19 protein-coding genes are annotated in these 22,613 nt (G+C 40.6%); 12 read left to right on the top strand and 7 right to left on the bottom strand.

Annotation, left to right across the window (positions count from 1 at the left end):
* Positions 1 to 275: 275 nt before the first annotated feature.
* Positions 276 to 2,066 carry an acyl-CoA dehydrogenase C-terminal domain-containing protein gene (locus tag Q0791_RS02015; protein ID WP_299002253.1) on the bottom strand — a complete coding sequence of 597 codons (1,791 nt, stop codon included), beginning with the start codon at positions 2,064 to 2,066 and terminating at the stop codon, positions 276 to 278.
* Positions 2,067 to 2,257: 191 nt separating this feature from the next.
* Between Q0791_RS02015 and Q0791_RS02010 the strand changes: the two genes are divergently transcribed.
* The 4 genes from Q0791_RS02010 to Q0791_RS01995 all read left to right on the top strand — a co-directional run bounded on the left by Q0791_RS02010 (position 2,258) and on the right by Q0791_RS01995 (position 7,768).
* Positions 2,258 to 3,109, top strand: a complete 852-nt coding sequence (locus Q0791_RS02010) for a D-hexose-6-phosphate mutarotase (RefSeq protein WP_299002252.1) — start codon at positions 2,258 to 2,260, stop codon at positions 3,107 to 3,109.
* 85 nt (positions 3,110 to 3,194) lie between these two features.
* Positions 3,195 to 7,034, top strand: a complete 3,840-nt coding sequence (locus Q0791_RS02005; RefSeq protein WP_299002250.1) for a YdbH domain-containing protein — start codon at positions 3,195 to 3,197, stop codon at positions 7,032 to 7,034.
* A 193-nt stretch (positions 7,035 to 7,227) separates the two neighbouring features.
* Positions 7,228 to 7,428 (top strand): YnbE family lipoprotein, encoded by a 201-nt coding sequence (locus tag Q0791_RS02000; protein ID WP_299002248.1) that lies wholly within the window; start codon positions 7,228 to 7,230, stop codon positions 7,426 to 7,428.
* A 19-nt stretch (positions 7,429 to 7,447) separates the two neighbouring features.
* Positions 7,448 to 7,768 (top strand): YdbL family protein, encoded by a 321-nt coding sequence (locus Q0791_RS01995; protein ID WP_299002246.1) that lies wholly within the window; start codon positions 7,448 to 7,450, stop codon positions 7,766 to 7,768.
* Positions 7,769 to 7,862: 94 nt separating this feature from the next.
* Here Q0791_RS01995 and Q0791_RS01990 read toward each other — a convergent pair whose 3' ends face one another.
* Complete coding sequence (locus Q0791_RS01990; RefSeq protein WP_299002244.1) at positions 7,863 to 8,321, bottom strand: DUF2919 domain-containing protein; 459 nt, start codon at positions 8,319 to 8,321, stop codon at positions 7,863 to 7,865.
* 417 nt (positions 8,322 to 8,738) lie between these two features.
* On the opposite strand from Q0791_RS01990, the gene Q0791_RS01985 reads away from it, so the two are divergent.
* Positions 8,739 to 10,001, top strand: a complete 1,263-nt coding sequence (locus Q0791_RS01985) for an SGNH/GDSL hydrolase family protein (protein ID WP_299002243.1) — start codon at positions 8,739 to 8,741, stop codon at positions 9,999 to 10,001.
* A 90-nt stretch (positions 10,002 to 10,091) separates the two neighbouring features.
* On the opposite strand, the gene Q0791_RS01980 is transcribed toward Q0791_RS01985, so the two are convergent.
* Positions 10,092 to 10,970: a LysR family transcriptional regulator gene (locus Q0791_RS01980; RefSeq protein ID WP_299002242.1), complete on the bottom strand. Its 879-nt coding sequence runs from the start codon at positions 10,968 to 10,970 to the stop codon at positions 10,092 to 10,094.
* Positions 10,971 to 11,507: 537 nt separating this feature from the next.
* On the opposite strand from Q0791_RS01980, the gene Q0791_RS01975 reads away from it, so the two are divergent.
* From Q0791_RS01975 to Q0791_RS01950, 6 genes are all read left to right on the top strand, one after another.
* Complete coding sequence (locus tag Q0791_RS01975; protein ID WP_299002241.1) at positions 11,508 to 11,906, top strand: RidA family protein; 399 nt, start codon at positions 11,508 to 11,510, stop codon at positions 11,904 to 11,906.
* A gap of 58 nt (positions 11,907 to 11,964) precedes the next feature.
* Positions 11,965 to 13,413 carry an aldehyde dehydrogenase family protein gene (locus Q0791_RS01970; RefSeq protein WP_299002240.1) on the top strand — a complete coding sequence of 483 codons (1,449 nt, stop codon included), beginning with the start codon at positions 11,965 to 11,967 and terminating at the stop codon, positions 13,411 to 13,413.
* Between the two features lie 9 nt (positions 13,414 to 13,422).
* Positions 13,423 to 14,427, top strand: coding sequence for a membrane dipeptidase (locus Q0791_RS01965; protein ID WP_299002239.1), 1,005 nt, complete (start codon positions 13,423 to 13,425; stop codon positions 14,425 to 14,427).
* A gap of 81 nt (positions 14,428 to 14,508) precedes the next feature.
* On the top strand, positions 14,509 to 16,095 hold the full coding sequence (locus Q0791_RS01960; protein ID WP_299002238.1) for a BCCT family transporter: 1,587 nt from the start codon (positions 14,509 to 14,511) through the stop codon (positions 16,093 to 16,095).
* Positions 16,096 to 16,155: 60 nt separating this feature from the next.
* Positions 16,156 to 17,847, top strand: a complete 1,692-nt coding sequence (locus Q0791_RS01955; RefSeq protein ID WP_299002236.1) for a hypothetical protein — start codon at positions 16,156 to 16,158, stop codon at positions 17,845 to 17,847.
* Positions 17,848 to 17,869: 22 nt separating this feature from the next.
* A complete protein-coding gene (locus Q0791_RS01950) occupies positions 17,870 to 18,631 on the top strand; it encodes a DUF3726 domain-containing protein (protein ID WP_299002234.1) in 762 nt (253 codons plus the stop codon).
* Between the two features lie 70 nt (positions 18,632 to 18,701).
* Here Q0791_RS01950 and Q0791_RS01945 read toward each other — a convergent pair whose 3' ends face one another.
* Positions 18,702 to 19,124: a nuclear transport factor 2 family protein gene (locus tag Q0791_RS01945; protein WP_299002232.1), complete on the bottom strand. Its 423-nt coding sequence runs from the start codon at positions 19,122 to 19,124 to the stop codon at positions 18,702 to 18,704.
* A 215-nt stretch (positions 19,125 to 19,339) separates the two neighbouring features.
* Here Q0791_RS01945 and Q0791_RS01940 point away from each other — a divergent pair, with 215 nt between their 5' ends.
* On the top strand, positions 19,340 to 19,921 hold the full coding sequence (locus tag Q0791_RS01940) for a TetR/AcrR family transcriptional regulator (RefSeq protein ID WP_299002230.1): 582 nt from the start codon (positions 19,340 to 19,342) through the stop codon (positions 19,919 to 19,921).
* Here Q0791_RS01940 and Q0791_RS01935 read toward each other — a convergent pair.
* From Q0791_RS01935 to Q0791_RS01925, 3 genes are read right to left on the bottom strand one after another with little or no spacing between them, the layout of a single operon-like run.
* Positions 19,918 to 20,376, bottom strand: a complete 459-nt coding sequence (locus Q0791_RS01935) for a macro domain-containing protein (RefSeq protein ID WP_299002228.1) — start codon at positions 20,374 to 20,376, stop codon at positions 19,918 to 19,920. The two genes, Q0791_RS01940 and Q0791_RS01935, sit on opposite strands and share 4 nt — an antisense overlap.
* A gap of 30 nt (positions 20,377 to 20,406) precedes the next feature.
* Positions 20,407 to 21,000 carry a hypothetical protein gene (locus tag Q0791_RS01930; RefSeq protein ID WP_299002225.1) on the bottom strand — a complete coding sequence of 198 codons (594 nt, stop codon included), beginning with the start codon at positions 20,998 to 21,000 and terminating at the stop codon, positions 20,407 to 20,409.
* Between the two features lie 4 nt (positions 21,001 to 21,004).
* The gene (locus tag Q0791_RS01925; RefSeq protein ID WP_299002223.1) at positions 21,005 to 22,477 is read right to left on the bottom strand and encodes a hypothetical protein; all 1,473 of its coding nucleotides are present in this window, start codon (positions 22,475 to 22,477) and stop codon (positions 21,005 to 21,007) included.
* Positions 22,478 to 22,613 lie beyond the last annotated feature (136 nt).

The following is a 22,613-nucleotide window of genomic DNA, read 5'->3' as shown; positions in this document are numbered from 1 at the left end:
ACCCGCACAAAGTGAGCTTCTCAGACATTCCACTTCTGCGTTGCATTCATTTGAAAGGGATCACCATTACAGCATAAATGCGCCTTGAATTGAAAAGCCTGAGAAGCTCTGAATTGATCATCTATATAATAGAATTGGTATAACCTATCTCAATAAGGCAATCGACCCATTATCGATTGCCTATGTTAGGAGTGAAGCACACAGGCTTAATTACAAACAAGTTATCCGTATAACAGGCCAAAGGTTAACAGTCATCAAAGATAACTTAATCAAGATTAAAAAAGGGCATCATCAAATTCAGCCATAGTGTGGCTGCTCGATTCTATTTGCAAACGTAAACTCGTCGTTTGTACAGCCCAATAATCCATATAGCACTTGGCTGTTTGTAACTTTGACTGATAAAAAGTGCGCTCCTGTGTCTCTTCATCTAAAGCCTGCAGTGCAATTGATGCCGTTCGAGCCCAAATCCAAGCAAGAGCGGTGATCCCCATTAATTGTAAATAGGGCATTGACGCTACCCCTATCATATCCGGTGACTTTTCAACTCGGCTTGCAATAAAACCTGTGGCTTTTTCAAGATCTTTTGCAGCGTGCATTAATCCCATCACATAAGGTGTCATAGCCGAATTGCCCTGATGCTGACCAATATATTGTTTCACCATTTTAGACCAAAGATTAAGCGCAGCCCCCTTATCTGACAGTAACTTTCTTCCAATTAAATCCAGTGCTTGCACACCATTAGTGCCTTCATAGATCATTGAAATTCGTAGATCCCTAACAAACTGCTCCATTCCCCATTCATGAACATAGCCATGCCCACCAAAGACTTGCTGTGCATCAACACAGGCTTTAAACCCTTGATCTGTGACAAAGCCTTTCACAACAGGCGTAAAAAATGCAGCAAGGGCGGCCGCCTCTTTGGCTTTTTCAGGATTTTGATGACGCATTGACATGTCCAACCATAAAGATTGCTGTCCCATTAATCCTCGAGCCCCTTCATTAAAGGCTTTTTGCGCCAATAACATACGACGTACATCACCATGAACTAATATAGGATCGGCGGCTTTATCATTGTCTTTGGGACCACTGAGTGCACGTCCCTGAATACGATCTTTTGCATATAAGAGTGCATTCTGATAAGCAATATCAGACACGGCTAATCCTTGTATACCCACTCCTAAACGTGCTTCATTCATCATAGTGAACATGGCTCTCAAACCTTGATGGGCCTCACCCACAAGCTCTCCCTCAGCACCATCAAATAACATCACACAAGTGGAATTACCATGCAGTCCCATTTTGTGCTCAAGCCCTGTAGCACTGAGTTGATTTCTCTCTCCTAAGCTACCATCATCATTAATTAAATACTTAGGCACCGCAAATAGTGAGATCCCTTTCACCCCTGCAGGGGCGTCGGGCAACCTTGCCAATACCAGATGCACGATATTGTCGCTCAAATCATGATCGCCCGATGAGATAAAAATTTTCTCTCCCGATATGGCATATTTTTCATTATCTAAAGGCACCGCTTTTGTCCGCAATAGCGCTAAATCTGTTCCTGCGTGAGATTCGGTCAAATTCATGGTGCCAGTCCATTCACCACTGACGAATTTTTCAAGATATTTCTGCTTCAATGATTCACTGCCGTGGGCATGAATAGCCGAATAAGCACCATGGGTTAAGCCTGGATACATGCCAAATGACATATTGGTTGCTGCCGTCATTTCTAAAATAAACGACCCAACCACACTGGGTAAGCCTTGGCCGCCATAAGCAGGATCACTCGTCAGCGTCGCCCAACCATTGTCAACAAATTGATCATACGCCGCTTTAAACCCTGTCGGTGTTTTCACTTGACCCGCTTCCAAACGACAACCTTCACGATCCCCCACTGAATTTAATGGCAACATGATATCAGTACTAAACTCCGCCATACCTTGTAAAATGGCATTGACTAACTCAGTATCAATCTCATCAAAACCCTTTAACTCATCTTGCTGATATACATTAAGTAATTCATTTAAAACAAATTGATAATCACGCAATGGTGCTTGATAAACTGGCATACTGTCTTCCCTTTCTTGTCATTATTGCTATCGATGCATTTGAGTAAAAGCTCAATATTATTCTCATTTTCAGCTTAAAAACGCAACAACTATTAAGATCCAATATTATGCTTTAAGCAGTTAAAAAGGGCGTTTCACTTCCCCCTCAGAATACGGTAAGCTTATACAAAATCAGGTAATTAGGAAGCATTATGGGCTCTGTCACCACTAAAATGCACAACAAAGGTTTGGAATACATCGACATTGATACACAGCATTGTCAGGCTCGTATTTTTAAACAAGGTGCTCAAATTGATTATTTTAAACCTAAAGGCCAGCCGCCGCTGCTTTGGTGCTCAAGGGACAATGATTATCAAATCGGCAGTGCCATTCGTGGTGGGATCCCGATTTGTTGGCCTTGGTTTGGCATGCACACCAATTCTGATTGGCCTCAACACGGGTTTGCTCGAACCCAAATGTGGCAACTTCAAGAAGTCAACATGAATGAGACTGAAGTGAAGTTACTTTTTACCTTAACATTGGATGATAATACACAAAAGTATTGGCCCTACCGTACCCAATTAAGTGCCGAATTTCGCTTAAGTGATTCATTGAGTCTCTCGCTTATCAATACCAATCTCGATGACAAAAGCATCACCTTCTCCCAAGCTTTACACAGTTATTTTCCCATCGGTGATATTCATCAATTTTCCGCAACGGGCTTTGGACAAGCCAAGTTTATTGAATTTAATCAAGACCCGATTAAACAAGTACAAGATAGCTTAGTGATCAACCAAGAAACCGATAAAGTCTTTACCCAACTCAGTCCAGTACAATTATTACATACACAAAAGGGGATTATCCAAGTGTCACGTCAGAACAGTCAATCTGCGATACTATGGAACCCTTGGATTGAAAAATCCACGCGCTTATCACGCTTTAGGAATGATGATTATCTCTCTATGGTTTGCTTAGAAGCGGCGAACGTTCTCGATGATAGCGTCACCTTAGCGCCCAATGAGACCCACAGATTAACCACCCAAATTAGGTGGCAAGACGCTTAGCGGTGAAAGATATCACAGTCACTTGAAAAAAGGTTTCAAGTGGCTTAAGCGTAACATCTGTATCCACTAACAGGGAGAGTCGTCTGTGAAACGGCGTATTATTGTGCTTTTTTTTATTGGATTAAGCTTTCTTATAGGCTTATCCATCATTGCCAGTTTTAATGTTGAACGCTTAATAAAAGGCCTCATCAATCACTATTTAACCCCTTTTAACGCGCAAGTAACCCAGATGACTGTTTCAGCAGACAGTCTCACCCATTGGACAGTCCCTAACCTCACCATTGAGGTTAATCAAGATCAATTCACCCTACAAGATATCGACATAGAATTTAATCAAGGGACGTCTCTTTTTCAGCTATCAAGCAGCGATATTACAAATGTGACCATTAACAAAATCAATGCATCCCTCAGCCCTATCACATTTGCCGATAAAATTAACACCTTAGTTGACAGTGAAGCAAAAACAAATACTCACTCAAAGATCCCGCTTCCTAACTCTCAGCTCATGGCATTGCTGGCAAATTCTCCCAAGCTCAATGTAAAGCACATTAACCTCTTTTTTAAAAAGCGCGATCATCACAAGACTATTCAACTCGCTAAGATTAAATCACTGAATTTATATCAAGGGCAGTTTTCCACTCAAATATTGATGGACAACTTGCCGACTTGGACACTGTCCGGCCAATTCACCGAGACGCAATGGGCATTTTCCAGTCAACTATCTTTTGACGCATTAAGCAGTGGCTTAAAGACATTCTCCCAACAACTAGATAATTTGAGCTTAGCTCAACCGCTTTCTCAATCATCAGTAGTGCAAACATCGACCCAAGCTTCATCAAAAATCCATTCTTCAAGTTCAATGAGCAAGCCCTCAATACTCAATAAAGAAGTGCGATTATTGTCTCATCGATTATCAAGGCTTGTTGACTCAAAAATGCCACAATCAGGTAAGCTTTACAGCCAAATTAAACTAGGGGTTCAATCTTCCACTCAACAAAATCAACAAAATCAACAAAATCAACAAAATCAACAAAATCAACAATATATCACCCTAGAATCAATGCATCAAGTTTGTGGTGTATCACTTTATCTTTCTCCCCTTGATGCTAAAATCACCACCCAACCCACAAGCACTGATAATCATCATACTTATATTAATATTCCACTGAAGCTTTCTCAAAACATAACTTCCGCTGACACCAGAGTGACAACCCGTTCAACAAGCGCAAATAATCAAAATGTTAACAATCATAAGAACCTTTCTCAAAACATGGCTCCCGTTGAAACAAGAGTGACAGCCAGTTCAACAGGCACTGATAGTCATAATATTAAGCATCATTATCGCAATAATATGCCACAGAGCCTTTTTCAAAACATGACTCAGCCCGTTGACACCACAATCACAACCCGTTCAACAAGCGCAGATAATCAAAATGTTAACAATCATAAGAACCTTTCTCAAAATATGGCTCAGATTGAAAAAAACGAGCGCGTAAACACCTCCCCTTGTCAACAGCCTCAATGGCAAATTGATATTTTTGGATCTTTGACTCAGCCAAGCTTATCCATAAAGCCCATGGATCTAACTCTCCGTCCCAGTCATGATCAGCTAATACAATTAGCCACTTATTTTCAATTGCCTCATCAAGCAAAAACATTGTTAACACAATTGGGCAAAGCAAAACCGAAGCCATTAAGCCAAACAACCTCAAAGCTAACGCTGTCCATCATCGAACCATTAACCGTTAATATGGCCAGTAAGGAAGTGACATTATCACATGGCGATATTGTATTGGAGCTTGCCCAATTGACAACGCATTTATCATTACAGGATCTGCACATTCGAAATATCAACACACAATCAGAAACAAGTGGAAAGTGGGCATTTAACACACAGCAAAGTCAACCGATTAAACTCTCATTGCCTTTATTCTCTGAGCAAAAAAAGCAGCCCCAACAAGGCAAGAGCAAGAGCAAGAGTAACAGATCTACAGTAATGAATGATAAAAAAGACAAAGCACCACACAGTGAAGTAGCTCCTTCAACCAGAATAAGTGTTAATCAACTTGAATTAACAAGCCAAGGCACTTTCATTCAAGACTATAAAAATGATCAAATGCAATTCCAGCTTAACTTTGACACACCTATCCGTCTCAATGCAGGCGCTGTTGCTTTTGATAATATCAATGATGTTAATAGCCATCGCCATTTGTTAGCGAACTCACTCAAAAACAGTCACGCCCCCCATATACCCAATGAATTAAATAGGCTCGCTGCCGAAAAAAATCAATTAACCATCGAGGCAGGAAGCACATTCACCTATTTACCTAAGCAGCATATTGCACTCAATTTATCCCCCACTCACTTTCAATTAAACACAGTGAATGCGCAATGGATAAAAAAGACTAACACTTCAACAAATAAGACCGCTAACAACAAAAAACAAACGACCCACAATAATAAAAATGAAGATTTCATAAACTATCAAGGACGTATTAAGCAGTTAGATCTACGCTCAAATCATCCTTTCTCACTGACTTATGACTTCACTCAAGATTTGTCTTTACAACCTCGCTCAGAGCCTCGATCAGACAGGCTGCACTCAACAAATGCCATACAAGCACTCTGGGCATGGATTAATCAGCCACAAATGCAGGAAATAACCGTTAATATTGATGATCTCTTTATCAGTAAAAGCAAACCTGCTTCGACTTCCTTAATCAAAAATCAGCCATCTCTAGCGCTAAAAAAAGCAAGTGCACAGCAGCAGTTAATTCATATGAAAAACCTGTCGCTACACCAATCCATCACTGTTAATCAAAACCGCATCAACAGCCAAGAGAACTGGAAAATCAATGAACTTGACTTCAGCAGTCAACATCAAGTGCAACTCGACTCTTTTGCCAATTTACAATCAATAACAGGCCAGTGGAGCTTTGCTCGGCCATTGGATGAATTCGTCACCCTAATGAAAGAAGCACAAACCACCCCATTAGATCTTTCGCTCACTGGAATGAGTCAATTTGAACTCAGTTACCAAAAAACGGCAAAAGCAGCACCTTGGTTATTCACACTCAACACGCATATTGATGATATATCAGGCCAATTTAACGGACTCCCTTTTGAGAGGGGACAATTACACGCCCAATGTCACTACCAATTATCGCCATTGCTCAAAAAGCAGATAAAAGTGAACCCACTGCCACTTCAATGTGAAACATTAACCTTATCACTCGAAGCATTTAATCCAGGCATTATCATCACCAATATCAATGTCCAAGCAAGACTCAGTCAAACCAGCACAAGGCAACTTACTCATTCCATCACTGAAACCTCAACCCCTTGGCAACGCTTATGGGCACGACTTGGACTCAACCGCACACAACTTGAACTCAAGCTTCAGGGCCATACATTAAAAGGCACCTTAGCCATACCTAAGTTTCAGCTCAATACCACTGGCGAAACAGATGCCTATATACTATTACAGGGCGTCAGTCTTAACCAATTACTCACGCTTCACCCCGTTGAAGGCGTTTATGCCGATGGCTTGTTTGATGCCGTGCTACCCATTCGCTTTCAATTCGATAAACTGAGTATCGATAACGGGGAGCTTGTTGCTCGTCCCCCTGGCGGATTAATTGCTATTAACGATAACCCCAGTGTAGAGCAAATGAAAATATCTCAACCTTACTTGGATTTTGCTTTTTCAGCATTAGAACATTTAAAATACAGTGAGTTAACCAGTCAATTTAGTATGAAAACAAATGGTGATGCCATTTTAAAAGCACAAATAAAAGGGAAAAGTAAAGGCATTGAGCGCCCTATTCACTTTAATTACACCCAAGAAGAAAACCTATTACAATTACTCAGAAGCCTACAGCTCAGTGGTAAATTGCAAAGTGGAATAGAAAAATCAATTAAGTAAATGAATTTAAAAACATTCAATAAAGTATTCAGCCTGTATTCATCATTCAAGGGATAGCATGCAGCGATAAGATCACACTCAATGAAGATAATGATATAAAAAGAGGAGTAATCTTTCACTCAATGGATAAATATGGTTAAACTTGCTTTATATGAGTCATCAAAACAACCATTATATGATGTAAGGAAAATAAATGTTTAACAAGGTGTTACCTCAATATATAACAATCAGTTTAACGGCTTTATTGTTCATCGGCGCCTGTACCCCAAAGGTTCAACTTGCGCCCCCCGATAAACCCATTGTTATCAACCTTAACGTGAAAATTGAACACGAAATCAAAATCAAAGTGGACAAAGAGCTAGATCAACTTCTCACAAATGATGAATTATTTTAATCTTACCCATGGAGCAATCATGAAAACTCGCATTTTAACACTAGTCACAATCTTACTCTTCAGCCTCAATGCCTTTGCCATATCCTTACAAGATGCAAAAACTCAAGGCAAAGTGGGTGAGCTGCAAAACGGTTACCTTGGTGTCGTTAAAGCCGGTCCAGAAGTGAATAAGTTAACAAAAAGAGTGAACGAGGAACGACGTAGTTCTTACCAAAGAATTGCTAAAAAGAATAATATTCCTCTGGCAGAAGTGGCTAATCTTGCAGCAAAAAAAGCCATTTCAGCCACAAAGAAAGGCCAGTTTTATCAAAACAAAAAAGGCAATTGGGTAAGAAAATAACCCCTTAAAAAGCCAATATAGACTTTTTTATTTTTATAAAGACCAATGGGCTTAACATCATTAAGCCCATTGGTCTTACAATGAAATGACAATGTCACTTCCAATCAGATAAATACAAAGATAACCGTTTTGACTTCACCAAATACAGCGTACTCCAAAACAATAGCAATGCATCTAACCCCGTACTCCAACTGTACAAATAGTAGCTATTGACAATTCGAGAAATGAGTAATCCTCCATCAAGTAATAATAATCCTAACAACATCCACTTGATTTGGCCAAAGGGAATACGAAACCACTCAGGACTGCGCTTGCGCTCCGCAATGACAACAATATAAATGAATACGGCCCCCAGGCCCGCAATCAGAGACATAATAAAATCCGCTTTATGGGGATAAAATAAGCTCACTAACCCCGCTCGATCATTAGCTTGAGTTAATGAAGCTATCCAAATACACCATCCTCTCGCAAGAAAAATCAACATACCATAAAGATAGATAGGCGGTTTAACCTGCCCTTTCTCATCGAGCCAACGAATATGACTAAAATTCAAACCACCACCTTCCCACAACTACTAATGCATATTTATCCATTAGAAATAGTGGCTATTTTTTCTATTTCAATGCCTGAACTGTGATTTGCCTGTGATATGTGCCTGTGACTTGAGAGTACTCGCATATGCATTTCATCGCTAAAACAAAACAAACAATAAACAATAAAGAAACAAAAAACGAGTAAAAAAATAAAAACAAAATACAAAAATCAAACAGAACACTGTTTTTAGAGCTAGCACTCAAAAAAATATAGCGTCATTTCCATTAAATTGTTATTAATCAAATTAGTGAAATCTAATTAATAAAATACTAATACTGAATTCCACTAAAGATGATAACTGATAACAATAAATGATTATTCAGGCACGCAAATCAACAAGACCACTGGCCTGAATTTAAATGGAGAGACCAATAATATGATCCTAAAAAATACCTTCTATCTCACATTATGCCTACTCCCTTTTTCAAGTTTTGCCGCTAACAGCACATTATCAAGCTCACAGATCAGCACATTACAATCAAATGAAACCTATACCTATTTACGTTGTTGGTACAGGCCCAGCGACAGCCATGACGATGTTGCAACCGATTGGGAATGGGGGCTAAATGATGACGGCAGTTATTACAAAGTCACAGGCTATTGGTATTCCAGCATTTCATGGAAAAACATGTTTTATACTTCCACCAGCCAAGATACCTTACTCGAACGCTGTCAAAAAACCTTAGATACCGATTATGCTGCAGCCGATATCACCTTTTTCGCGGCAGACACACGCTTTTCTTATAATCAAACTATCTGGACAAATGACATCAGCAGCGATAACGATGATAAAAGTTTAGTCAATAAAGTGGTCAGTTTTGGCGACAGTATTTCTGACACAGGGAATTTATATAATGCCTCTCAATGGTTATTTCCAAATGACAACTCATGGTTTTTAGGGCATTTTTCAAATGGCTATGTCTGGACTGAGTATGTCTCTCAACTAATGGGCTTGCCCCTTTATAATTGGGCCATTAGTGGTGCGGCTGGTGAAGATCAATATGTCATTTTGCCTGGGGTGACCGATCAAATAGACTCCTATGTGGAATACATGCAACTGGCTGAAAATTATGATCCTAAAGACAGCTTAGTAACATTAGAATTTGGCCTGAATGATTTTGTTAACTATGATCGCAGCGTCGCTGAAGTCAGTGGTGATTTTACCGAAATCATAGAAAAACTCATCGACAGTGGCATTACAAATATGTTGGTTTTAAATTTACCCGATGCCAGTCATGCACCACAATTTAAATATTCCAGTGCTGATAAGGCAATAGAAGTAAAAGATAAAATCATGGAATACAATGCGTTTATTAAAAACCAAATCGAAAACTATCAAGATCAGGGATACAATTTTGTCTTGTTTGATACCTACACATTATTTGATAATGTTATCGATTCTCCAGAAAGTTATGGCTTAACCAATGTCACCGACTCTTGCCTTGACATCAATCGTAGTTCATCAGTGGATTACTTAAAATCCCATTCACTTCGCTCCGATTGTGTTGTTAATGGCTCTGATAGCTATTTATTTTGGGGAGTCACTCATCCAACAACACAAGCCCATTACATTATCGCAGAGCAAATCGTGAGTAATGCGCTATCAAGTTTCACCTTTAAAAACCAAACAGCACAATAGTCATCAAACACGCTAAACGCTATAACGACAATGACTCAGAAAGCGTGCACTTTCTGGGTCATTTCCTGAACTCTCCACAAAAATAAGTTGTTATTCAGGTGCCAATTCCTTTATACACAAATTATAAAAAATCATCGCTTGGGGTGAAATATGACGATCGATCAATTTAAAAATACCCACTTCACGTTCTAATTTAGGTGCAATCAGTGGGATCCAACATAGTGAAGGTAAGTTCTCTGGAAAAGCTAACTTAGGTAACGTTGTCACCCCCACCCCTAACTCCAATACTGAAAACAGTGAGGTGATATTCTCTACACTATAAAATGCATTCTGACTCAGCACATGGGCACTCGTCGGGTCAAGTAAAGAACAGGTACCATTATTGACAAAAGGATAATCTTTTATTTCTTGCCACTGAATTCCTTCTTTTATTGATAGCTCATGACTTTTTAAACAAACAACGCCAATAGGGTCCAATAAGAGTAATGTAAAATCGATTCTATCATGGTTAATATTCAAACAATTACCTAAGGCTAAATCCACCTCTCCCGCTAAAAGGCGTCTCTCAACTCCCGCAGCATTATCATCAATCAAGGACACTTTTATTTTAGGATATTGTTTAGTAAATTTAGCCAATATTCGAGGAATGATTTTTGCCGCAACAGAAGGCACACTGGCAATACGAAGTTCACCTAGCTGTCCTGCCGCCGCCGCATTTAAATCATAAATTAAATGATGATATTGGGTCATAAACTGCTCAACTTTAGGTAAACATAACTCTCCAAAGGGTGTCAGCTTCGCTTTATGCCCAGCTTCAAATAATACTTGCCCTAGTGTTTTCTCTAACGCTTTAATGGAAGTCGACAAAGCGGCCTGTGAACGATTTGCTCTTGCAGACGCCGCTCGAAATCCACCTTCCTCGACTACCCAGCAAAAATGTTTTAATTGCTGTAACTTAATATCCATCATTGCATCGGCTCCTTAACTGACACTTTCATTATTGGCTATCTAACGTTAAAAATAACAAGAGTGAAAAAATGAAATTGACGACCTTTAACTCTGGCTTTTAAGCATAATTTTTATCATCTCTTCGTCAACAACCAACTAAATAGACACACTAAACACCCAATATCAACTCATAAATAAAACATAGAAAAACAATTAACCACAAATAAAAACATATTGTGTAACACCTACAAGCACCAAGCAAAACAAATACTGACATATCTTGACGTTAAAAAAGGCCACTGCTCAGTCAAAAATATTAAAAAAACAGCCAATGATTTATTATATCTATTAAAGCATTACTCCATATTTAACCAAAAAGATGAGGATAAAAAGATCATATTCATCTCCATTCTAGCCTTGTCATTTGTCAACAAGTGATAAATTTAAATTATCAATTTAAAAAAATTACTAATTAGACTTATCAAAAAGCCTATGCAATATTCTAGCTGAACATAAAATGAACACATTACATTTATCTCAAAACGCTAGGTATCGTTTATGTCAAAGACAGCAGCTAAACAGGCCATAAGTACGTCTCTTTTTGCATCGAAAGCCCCATTAGAGTGGGCTATAACAGCGAATAATACCCTTTACACCGCTCAAATTCCTATCAATCAACAAGGTCAAGTCGTAGAAGGCGGCATTGAAGCACAAACCCGCCAAACCTTAGATAATCTTGTTCATACCCTAAATTGCGCTGGTACAGATACAAACAGCGTACTGCAAGTCATGATTTATGTCACTGACCGCACTTATCTGGCCACTGTCAACGCAATTTATGCCGAATATTTTCAAGCCCCTTTTCCTAATCGGGCAGCCATAGTGGTAGCAGGCTTAGCACGGGAAGAAATGCTCGTTGAACTGGTTGTCTACGCCACAGTATCTGACAGTGAGTGAATAGGTTGAAACATTAGCAAGCATCATAAGAATAGAGAGTATTCATTAGAGGTTAACCATGACATTAAATACAGAAAACGCACTTTATATTGCCGGAAAATGGCAACAGGGAAGTTCAACAATCGATAACATCAACCCTTCGGATATTTCACATCATTTGGGGCATTTCGCACAAGCCAGCTCACAGCAAGTTCATCAAGCCATCGATGCTGCTCAACAGGCACAGCCCACATGGGAAAAAACCCCCTTAGAACACAAACAAAAAGTGCTACAGGCCATCGGAGATGAACTGATTAATCGATGTGATGAACTGGGTCGACTCCTCTCTCAAGAAGAAGGCAAGCCTTTTGCAGAAGGACGAGGGGAAGTCTATCGTTCAGGACAATTTTTCCAATACTTTGCCGCCGAAGTATTACGACAAATGGGGGATCTAGCCGATTCTGTCAGGCCTGGCGTCTCAGTTGAAGTCAGCCGAGAAGCACTCGGTGTGGTCGCCATCATCTCGCCTTGGAACTTCCCTATAGCTACTGCCGCATGGAAAATTGCGCCCGCCCTCGCTTTTGGTAACAGTGTGATCTGGAAACCTGCCAACTTAACCCCAGCAAGTGCCGTTGCATTGACGGAAATTATTCATCGTCAAGGACTGCCAGAAGGCACGTTTAATCTGATTTTAGGTAGCGGTGCTCAAGTTGGTGATACTCTCATCCATTCCAACGAGATAAATGGGGTAAGCTTTACCGGTTCAGTGGATATTGGCCGTAAAATTGCGACGGCAACCTCACCTAATTTTGTCAAATGCCAACTGGAAATGGGCAGTAAAAATGCCTTAGTTATCGCCGATGATGCTGATATTTCATTAGCTGTCGAAGCCACTATTGCAGGTTCCTATTCAGGAGCGGGTCAAAAGTGCACCGCGTCTTCAAGGCTTGTGGTATTAGACAAAGTCCATGACAAGTATGTGGATGCATTAATTCAACGCATGGGGCAATTAAAAGTCGGACATGCGCTGAACAAAGACATCTTTATGGGACCTGTGGTTGATGATAAGCAGTTGCAATCCAACCTAGCTTGGATCAAACGCGCTCATGAACTAGGGGCAGAATGTGCATTCGGCGGACATCAACTCACGCTTGAGCATGAAGGTTACTACATGGCTCCCACATTAATGCTCAATACACAAAACCATTGGGACATGAACCAAGAAGAGATCTTCGCGCCTTTAGCCAGTGTGATCAAAGTCAGCAGTCTCGATGAAGCCATTGCCACCGTCAATGATACTCGCTTTGGTTTAACCGCTGGCATTATCACACAAAGCCTTAAAAGTGCTGCCTTATTTAAACAACAAGCGCAAACCGGTTGCGTCATGGTGAACTTACCCACCGCAGGTACAGATTATCATGTGCCTTTTGGTGGTCGTAAACAATCCAGCTTTGGCCCAAGAGAGCAAGGTCAATACGCAAAAGAATTTTATTCGACGATAAAAACCACTTACTTGCGCCCCTATTAAGGAGTCACTATGTACCGTGATCACATTATCATAGACGGGCTTCAATATTGCCATTGGGATCGTCCCTACTTTCAATCTTTAAAAGCCAGTGGTATTACAGCCGTACATGCCACCTTGGTTTACCATGAAAATGCAAGAGAAACATTAACGCGTTTTGCACAGTGGAATCGACTATTTGAACAAAATAGCGATCTCATTATGCCTGTCCATCAGGCAAATGATATCCACCAAGCTAAAGCACTAGGTAAAGTCGGTATTTTTCTGGGCGCACAAAACTGCTCACCCATAGACGATGAAATCGGGCTCATTGAAGTGATGCGCAAACAAGGTTTGCTCATCATGCAGCTCACTTACAATAACCAAAGTTTATTAGCCTGTGGCTGCTATGAAAAAACCGACAGTGGATTAACTCGTTTTGGTAAACAAGCCATCAGCGAAATGAACCGTGTGGGCATGATCATTGATATGTCTCACAGCGCTGAGTTATCAACCCTTCAGGCGATTGATACTTCTGCTAGGCCTATTTGCATTAGCCATGCAAACCCCAGTTTTGCTCATGATGCACTGCGTAATAAATCCAATCAAGTACTGACGTCTTTGGCAAAAAGAGGCGGCTTATTGGGCTTTAGCCTATACCCTTTTCATCTACCCAATGGCAGTCAATGCAGTTTAGACACTTTTTGTCAAATGGTTGCCGATACCGCCGAATTGATGGGGGTCGACCATATCGGTATTGGCAGTGATCTTTGCCTCAATCAACCACAATCCATATTGGAATGGATGCGAAATGGAAAATGGTCCAAGCAAATGGATTACGGTGAGGGCTCTTCAAATAATACCGGATGGCCAGATAATTTGCCTTGGTTTAGTGGTGAAAAAGGAATGGAAAATATCTACCAAGGATTATTAAAACAAGGATTTTCCTCGCTAGAAACACAGAAAATATTAGGCGGTAATTGGCTTAATTTCTTAACCGAAAGCTTATCTGCACAAAATAAAAACTCAGCTCAGTAACCACTCATCAATAGAGAAAGATAACAATAAACTGAGCCAAATGAGGGGTAACCAAGCCCCCTTAAACTGATGGAGCAATATATGTCTGATGCACTCGAGCTCATAGATAAGAATCTATCGACAACAAAATCAACAAGCCTTCACAATCACATAGGAAAAGAAACGCAGGGATATGACAAAGCAGTATTTTGGCTCAGCGGCGGCTTCATAGCACTTTTTGTCTCCTTAGCCTTGTTCGATAATACGTTACTTGCCAGTATCGTTAATACTGGTTTTGCTTGGTCTATTAAGGTATTTGGCTCCTACTGGGAGCTGTTACTCTTGCTCACGTTTATCATCAGTTTAGGCCTTGCCATTGGCAAAACAGGAAAAGTACGCTTAGGCCAGCTTAGCGCCCCTGAGATGGATAGCTTTCGATGGTTATCCGTCATCATTTGCACTTTGTTGGCTGGCGGTGGCGTCTTTTGGGCCGCAGCTGAGCCCATTGCTCATTTTGTCAGCCCTCCGCCGCTTTTTTCAGCAACAGATAACACTCATCAACTCGCCATCAATGCCTTATCGCAATCTTTTATGCATTGGGGGTTTTTAGCTTGGGCCATATTGGGAAGCCTCACTTCCATCGTATTAATGCATCTACATTTCGATAAAGGTTTACCATTGAAACCCCGTACCTTGTTATATCCTCTGCTTGGAAAGCGAGCATTGACCGGATTCACAGGGGCTTTTATTGATGCCACCAGCATTATCGCCGTTGCCGCAGGCACTATTGGCCCTATTGGCTTTTTAGGCTTACAAGTCAGCTATGCGCTTAACGCGCTCTTTGCTTTTCCCGATACTTATGCAACCCAACTTATCATCATATTACTGGCCATTACTCTTTACACCATATCAGCACTGACTGGCATGAACAAAGGGCTACAATTTTTAAGCCGTTGCAATATCTTACTGGCCATGGCTTTAATGATCTATATTCTTATTTTCGGTGACAGTAACTTTATTATTAAGGGATACTTGCAAGGACTTGGGTCGATGATCAGTCATTTTATCCCTATGGCAACCTATCACGGTAATACAGCTTGGTTAAGCCAATGGACATTATTCTTTTGGGGTTGGTTTTTAGGTTACGGACCCATTATGGCCATTTTTATTGCCCGTGTTTCACGAGGCCGAACCATAAGACAACTTATCCTTGCTATCAGTATCATTGCCCCGCTCATTACTTGTTTTTGGTTCACCGTTGTTGGCGGAACAGGCTTAGCCTTAGAAATTGCCAATCCAGGTTCTGTCAGTCACGCATTTTCGGGATTTAACTTACCTGCATCCCTTCTGGCGATCACAGAACAATTGCCTTATCCAAGCATAATTTCAATATCATTTTTACTCTTAACGGCTATTTTTATCGTCACAACAGGGGATTCAATGACCTATACCATTAGCGTCGTGATCAGTGGCAAAAATGAACCCAGTGCCCATATTCGAGCTTTTTGGGGGATCATGATGGGAGCCTCGGCCATGGTGCTTATTTCAATGGGTGCAGGAGGGATCAGCGCATTGCAATCCTTTATTGTGATAACCGCTGTCCCTGTTTCTATCATATTACTGCCTTCATTGTGGAATGCACCACAACTGGCTCTCAAAATGGCAAAAACACAAGGCATCATCCCTTAAAGCTGAATACTCATAAAATCAATAAAAAATGAAATAAATAAGAACGCGCGAGGACATAAAATGTTCAATAAAGAATATCCAACAGACATAAACAAAAAAGCATCCTTAAGGCACCCCGATATTGTCATGGATCCCAATCGGCTAGGCGCCATGCATCAGACTCGATTAAGTTTTGTCCGCAGTTTAACGCGCCGTATGGCTAAGCAGCAATGGCAAATCAAACAAACAGAATGGCGGCTATGTGAAGCGGGTTTTGGTCATGTTATTTATCGTATCAATGCCCACGAATATCACTATCACTTACTGATTTTTTCCAGTGAAATCTTAGATGAAGAGCGCAACGACCGCGTTATCGCTGAAAAATGGGATATTACTTTTGCGCTAGTACAAGGTGAGATAAGTCATGAGTTATATGCCAAACTCAAAGGCAATGTGCCACTACAAGAAGCGGGTCGCAATTCTAGCCAAGTATTAGTCCTCGCTCGGGCCAATAAAAGTGTCCGTGTCTTTGAACATATTGTTGATGCCTTATCATCAGGCTCACAGCCAAACACCGACATCATTGCCAATGTAGGTTATTTATTGCGCACAACGGCTGTTTACGGAAATGGTAAGTTTGGTATCGCCGATTTTGAAATCTTAAAAAATAATACCGATTTTAATTCCTCATTCAGTGCCCAAATGTGCGCAGTTTATGTCCTAAGACAATTCAGTATTGATTGGGTACATTACTTAGCAAAACAGCAAGGCGGTGAGAATGCCGTGACATTATCCATTTCACTTCAGCGTTATTTAGGCATAGGTAATGCAACGGGACTAGGAATGGTACCTTACCTCATTAATCACCCAAAAGTGATCGATCAGTGGTTATCACAACGGGAAAATGCCATCGCACATGTCACTTCACAACCTATCACAGCACAAAAGAAAAAAGCCTTAGCCCAATTGCTTAATCGTGCAGCTGTGCATCTACAACAAGTCAAGACCATTGATCCCCATCAAGATGATAAAAATATGACTTGCAGCAATGAACTTCCGTCACTGAAAGATGAACTTGAAAAACACAGTTCTTGGTCATCCATAGTTGCACTGTCCACGACATACTCTCTTGAAACTCAAGAAGTATTATTAACCTGTTTATTAGAAATCTACCCTGAAATTGTGGATCAATATGACATAGGTCAAGCGGTGGATGAATCATTGCATTTACCATCCGGTCTAAGTAATGAAGACATATTAGAATTACTCAACACTCGTTACCACTGGGCGACTCAAATAGACTTCTCAAAACAAAATCAACAATATTGGTTTTGGTACCGCTCTAAAGAAAAAGAAGAACCTAGAATGGGCATTAGAGGAGAAGAGCCTGGTCATGAACGGGAAATGCCGCTAGACATCGCCAGAAAAGTCAATCAACTGTATCAGGCATTAAGCAGCTCCGCCCTAAACATGCCTATCAGTGCTTTTTTACTGGCACATCCTCACTTTCGTCACATTACACGGCGCATTTGGAGTCTCGCTCAATGCACAATGGGAGACATTCAAATCAACCTATTGAACAAAAAGGTGCTGCCGATGCACTTACTCAGGTGCAAACTGTCTATGTTCGGTGCCACTAAGTTCGATCCTCGCTCAGACAGATGGGTCAGAGTCACTCTCTTTCAAGGTTCACCCTTATCTCATGAACTCCATGAAGATGAATGGTTGTTTCCACTGCTTCCTCAACAAGAAACAGACATTGAATGCATGTAATCGATAGCGGAGAACAAATAACATGAAAAAGGCCAATCCTAAAACCCATATACAGGTTTCCCATAATGAATTAACAAGCCTTTGTGCCAAAGCATTTATGGGACTGAATAAACATTGTGGTGAAGCCGATATTATTGCAAAAATGGTCGCTGACTTAGAAATGGTTGGACTCAATGGAGTAAAACATTTCGTCAACGCCTTAGCGTTTATAGAAAAGGATCACGATCAGCCCATTAGTATCGATAGCGAATGCCTGCAAGGCGTTAAAGCAGATCTGAAAGGCTGCAGCATTATTTGTCACTTACCCAGTCTACTGGACTACAGTGTAGAGAAACTCGCTGAGCAAACCGCTATCACACTGATATTAACCCATTGTCATAATCGTTGGTTAGCCTTTAGTGAACTGCTAAAACTGGCAAAACAGGATTTGTTCGTCAAAGCGAGTTGGAATAATGGTTCAACGGCTCAGCAAGTTATTTATATTCTTGATGCGGGTCAATGTTTACCTGAGCTGTATTTATCTGATCAAAAAGAGAATGATACTCACTCTCTTACCATAGAGATCAGTCAACACCCTCTTTCACATCCGGCCGTTCACGACAATATGCAGCACATTAGCGCATTACACCAAGCTGACAATCAGAAAAATGCTTGGAAACAGGGAATAGCTGTCACCCAAGACGATTGGGCTTATCTCCACTCTATCGCCAGCCATCTGTTAGTCGAATCAAGTGAACGCTCACGCATGGGCGCTGGCGGGGATCATACTGAAAAGCATCAGTAAAACCAATCCAAAGGGGAGACATAAATAATATAAGGATGCAAGTTTCATCATCAAAAAAAGATAAGATCAATTAACAGCGGGATGCAATATCATGACTATGCAACTTTCCAGCCGTCGCACTATTTAAATATCCTTGATGTAACTTGTCATCCCTAAATTCAAAATAAGCAATGGCTCTGGTTTCAAAATCACTGTCATCCGCTAACATTTTGCCTTTAACAGTATGCATACTAAATAACTTATTCTCTTGTTCCATCATCTGCAAAAATTCCTGTTGCTCAATCAGTGTTTCTGCCCTCATTTTGCCAATACGACGTAAAAAGTCCTGCCGAGTTAATAAGTTTCCGTCAATGATAGCAGTGAAATCATCAGTAAAAAACTCATCCATAATTTGCTCAGCCGTTAACTTCTCTGAAAAAACCCATTGATAGAAAAAATGTTGAAAGATCTTTTGATATTTTGCATTAAAATCATGTGTGATCTGCTTAAACATAATCTCTTCCCATATAACACTATATAAACACAATAATTGGTTAGCTTTTACTTAAATTATCGAGTTATCCCTCTAATATTTCACTCTAACCCAATCAATACAAAATAAAGCTGACCAATCGGTTAATATCAAACTTACATCAATCTGACCGATTGGTCAATATTAATGTTATACTGATCTGTACTCAATAAAAAAAAGTAATAATCAAATAAGATATGAAAATAAATACCAGTAAAAACAATATATTAAAATCTGCAACACACCTTTTTGCTGAAAAAGGGTTTGACGGCACTTCTATCGGTCAAATTGCTAAAAATGCAGGCGTTGCCAAAGGGCTTATTTTTCATTACTTCGATAATAAAGCCACTTTATGGAGAAAAGTCAAAGAAGCCATTGTTTCATCTGATGTTCAAAATGAACCTATTAATCCCGATAAGGGCTTTTTGGCATTTCTACACCAACTTGTTGATGTCAGAGTACAAACATATGCGCAACATCCAGAACTGGTTCGAATGATGCAATGGCAGCACCTACAAGCAGATAACCATGAACTTGCCGGAACGGATTTCCCCCTCTATTCGCCGACACATTGGCACCAAAGTCTCACTGCTTTTCAGCAGCAAGGACAATTACGCAATGATATGACCGTTGAAATGATCATTACGTTTATAGCCAGCAGTGTCAGTGCCATTTTCACACAAGATTATTTTGAGATCAGTCAAGATAAAGCCCAACGACAGCAATACCAAGAAAAAATAATAGACTGCCTTTTTCAAGCCTTAAGAATGAGAAATTAAGCTGATTGATAACAAACTAGAGTATGATTTTCTTCACACAGTGCTTTATCAATGATAGGGGCAATAATATGCCAATCACCGCCGGCAAGCCCAGCCCCAATCATAGGGTAACCTATTCTTAATCCAGAAAAGTCTTGTTTTAATAATGTAAACACTCGATAAACAGCATCATAATCAAGTTTTACGCCATCACCAGACCAATGAAATTGCGTATACGCATTCACCACCACAAAATCATGCTGCCTGCTCCTCACTTTGGCACAGGAATATGTGCCAAGCTTTGCTACATCGCCTTTCTTCGTTTGTCTATCAGCAATATAAGCTTCAGGGAAGTGCTGTCGTATTTGCTTTGCAATGCCAGCCCCCATAGCACAAAAACAATTACAGCCATGAATAATGACATCAAAATGCCCTTGTTGGGCTAATTTAATTAAATCGCCATTTATGTATTTCATCGTCAATCACTGTTAACAAGTCTATCCTATTCAAGGTGTTAAAAAAGGCGTTTTCAGCGCAATACGGCAGTTAATGACGGCCGAACTCACATCTTCAATATATACCTGAATTTCAGCCGACGGTAAATAATGACTGCCATTATCACAAAATGCACTTTGCCCGGGACCCGCAACGACTAATGCATTGGCTTTTAACTGACAAGACACAAGCGAATCAATGGGAAAAGTATGATAACAAATGGCATAGTCCCGTCGATATTGGAATAATCCCCCAGAAGGCTTTTTCAATGTCCACCAGTGACCCCATTTTGTTAAGGGTGCCTGACGACTCCACATACGATAAACTCGAATGATGGCATTCTCTTTTACTTGAAATACTTGACCTTGACACAATCCACCTTCCCCCGGTTTACCTATGGCCTTTTGGCGCATCTGGGGTAAATCAATCACATTAAATTTTGTTTTTAATAGGTGATTAAAACTCGAGTCTGAAACACATGCCCAATCTTGACGGTAAGGGAGCGTTAATTTATGTGATATATCTTCAAAAAGTGGCACAGGGGTTTGTGCAAGGATTCCGGTAACAGACTGGATCAAAAACAAAATATTGGCGAATTGATTCATCCTATTATCGACTCGGCAGCAAACGCACTAAACCTAATAAGGTACCGGATATCATTTGCCCCTCATCAGCAATTTGTGTCGCCGCATAAGTAGAGTTATAACGCACGCCATAACCCATAGGGACTTCAACAACCGTCTCTCCGGTATCCCAATCAAAGCCCAGTAATGTCCACTTGGAATTTCGTTGTCCCCAACAGTAAGCGATATTCGATGCAACACTCATAGTCGGTATTCCATTTGGACAGCTTTCCTGATTAGCCCAGTTACTGACAACCCGCCTATTCACAGGATCCCAGCTGAATTTTTCCACCCCATAGGGTGCGTTAAAGCCTAAATTAGAAAATAAGACAGTAATAGCGCCCGCGTTTGGATTATCAAACCAATCAGAAGTATCCAAACGGTATTGATTATCTACCACCATGGCACTGTAGCCCCTAACCAACACTGATTGCTCAGAAATACTCCGTGTCGCCTCTTCAACCCCAAAGGTGATAGGAAACTCTGCGGCGATGCGGCGATCTTTTCCCTCGGCAATGGGCTCCCAATCATCAGGAATAACATCTCGCCACACCAAAACTAAATTCATTAATTCACTACCATCGGTAAAAACAACGAATTTATCGCCACCTTGCTTACCCATTAATGTCGGTGTTGAACCCGACCCCGTCCCTAATCGACCCGGTAAGGGTTCATCGGGTCCTGATTCATAGGTCGTACTCCATAAATGCACCAATTGAGTCCCATTCCATTGCACACGGTGAAGTTGCTTATTGGTTAGTACATAAATCCCCCCTTCTTCATCAATCGCAATGGAATTTGAAACGCTTTGATTGGAGCCCATGGAAAGTGCGGTGTGAAAACGAAAGTCTCGACTCACGACCACCAGTAATCCTGCTGAGGTCGCCATGGCAATAAAGCCGTCATAAGTCATATTCATTCCCACAATATGCTCATCAGCCACTGTCAAATACCCTTGAGGAATAGTAAAGCTGTCTTCTATGACAATACGGGGATCATTTCCCTCACTCACCTGAGAAAAACGCGATAGTGTGAGATCTCGCGGTGAGAAGAATTTCCCTTCGCTATCCACTAAGGTGTAAGCACCTGAAATACCATTTTCGGGCTGACTAAGGGTTTGAGTTGCCAATTTATTAATATCACCGCCACTTAAATCCACTTGATAAACCGACTTAAATGTCGATCCCCATACTCGCTGTGGATCGCCACTCAAGGCCAGAGTAATAGAGGGCCAAGCTGATTGCCAAGACACTTGCACATTATCATTAGGCTCTATTCCCTTTAAAGGGGAAGAGGCTTGGTTATAGGGGTTTCGATGGGACATAGGCCAAGGAGAATCGGCCAAATAAGGATTGATAGGGGGTTCGTCATTGCCATGAACCATGAATGAAACCACCATCAAAACAACAAGACAAAAAAACATTAAGCACCGTACGTCCCTGTCAGTCCATTCACTCATCCTTGAGCTCCTTCAATATAAGGTTTAATCAATGAATTTATCCGTCCACTATCAAAATTAATCTCTGAAAACAGAAAGATATAAAACTTAACCTTAAAAACCAAATAAACATCATTTAAAACGAAGATCCCATTTC

The sequence above is a fragment of the uncultured Shewanella sp. genome (assembly GCF_947495455.1).
GTDB lineage: Bacteria > Pseudomonadota > Gammaproteobacteria > Enterobacterales > Shewanellaceae > Shewanella.
This window is presented reverse-complemented; position numbering and strand designations above follow the sequence as displayed.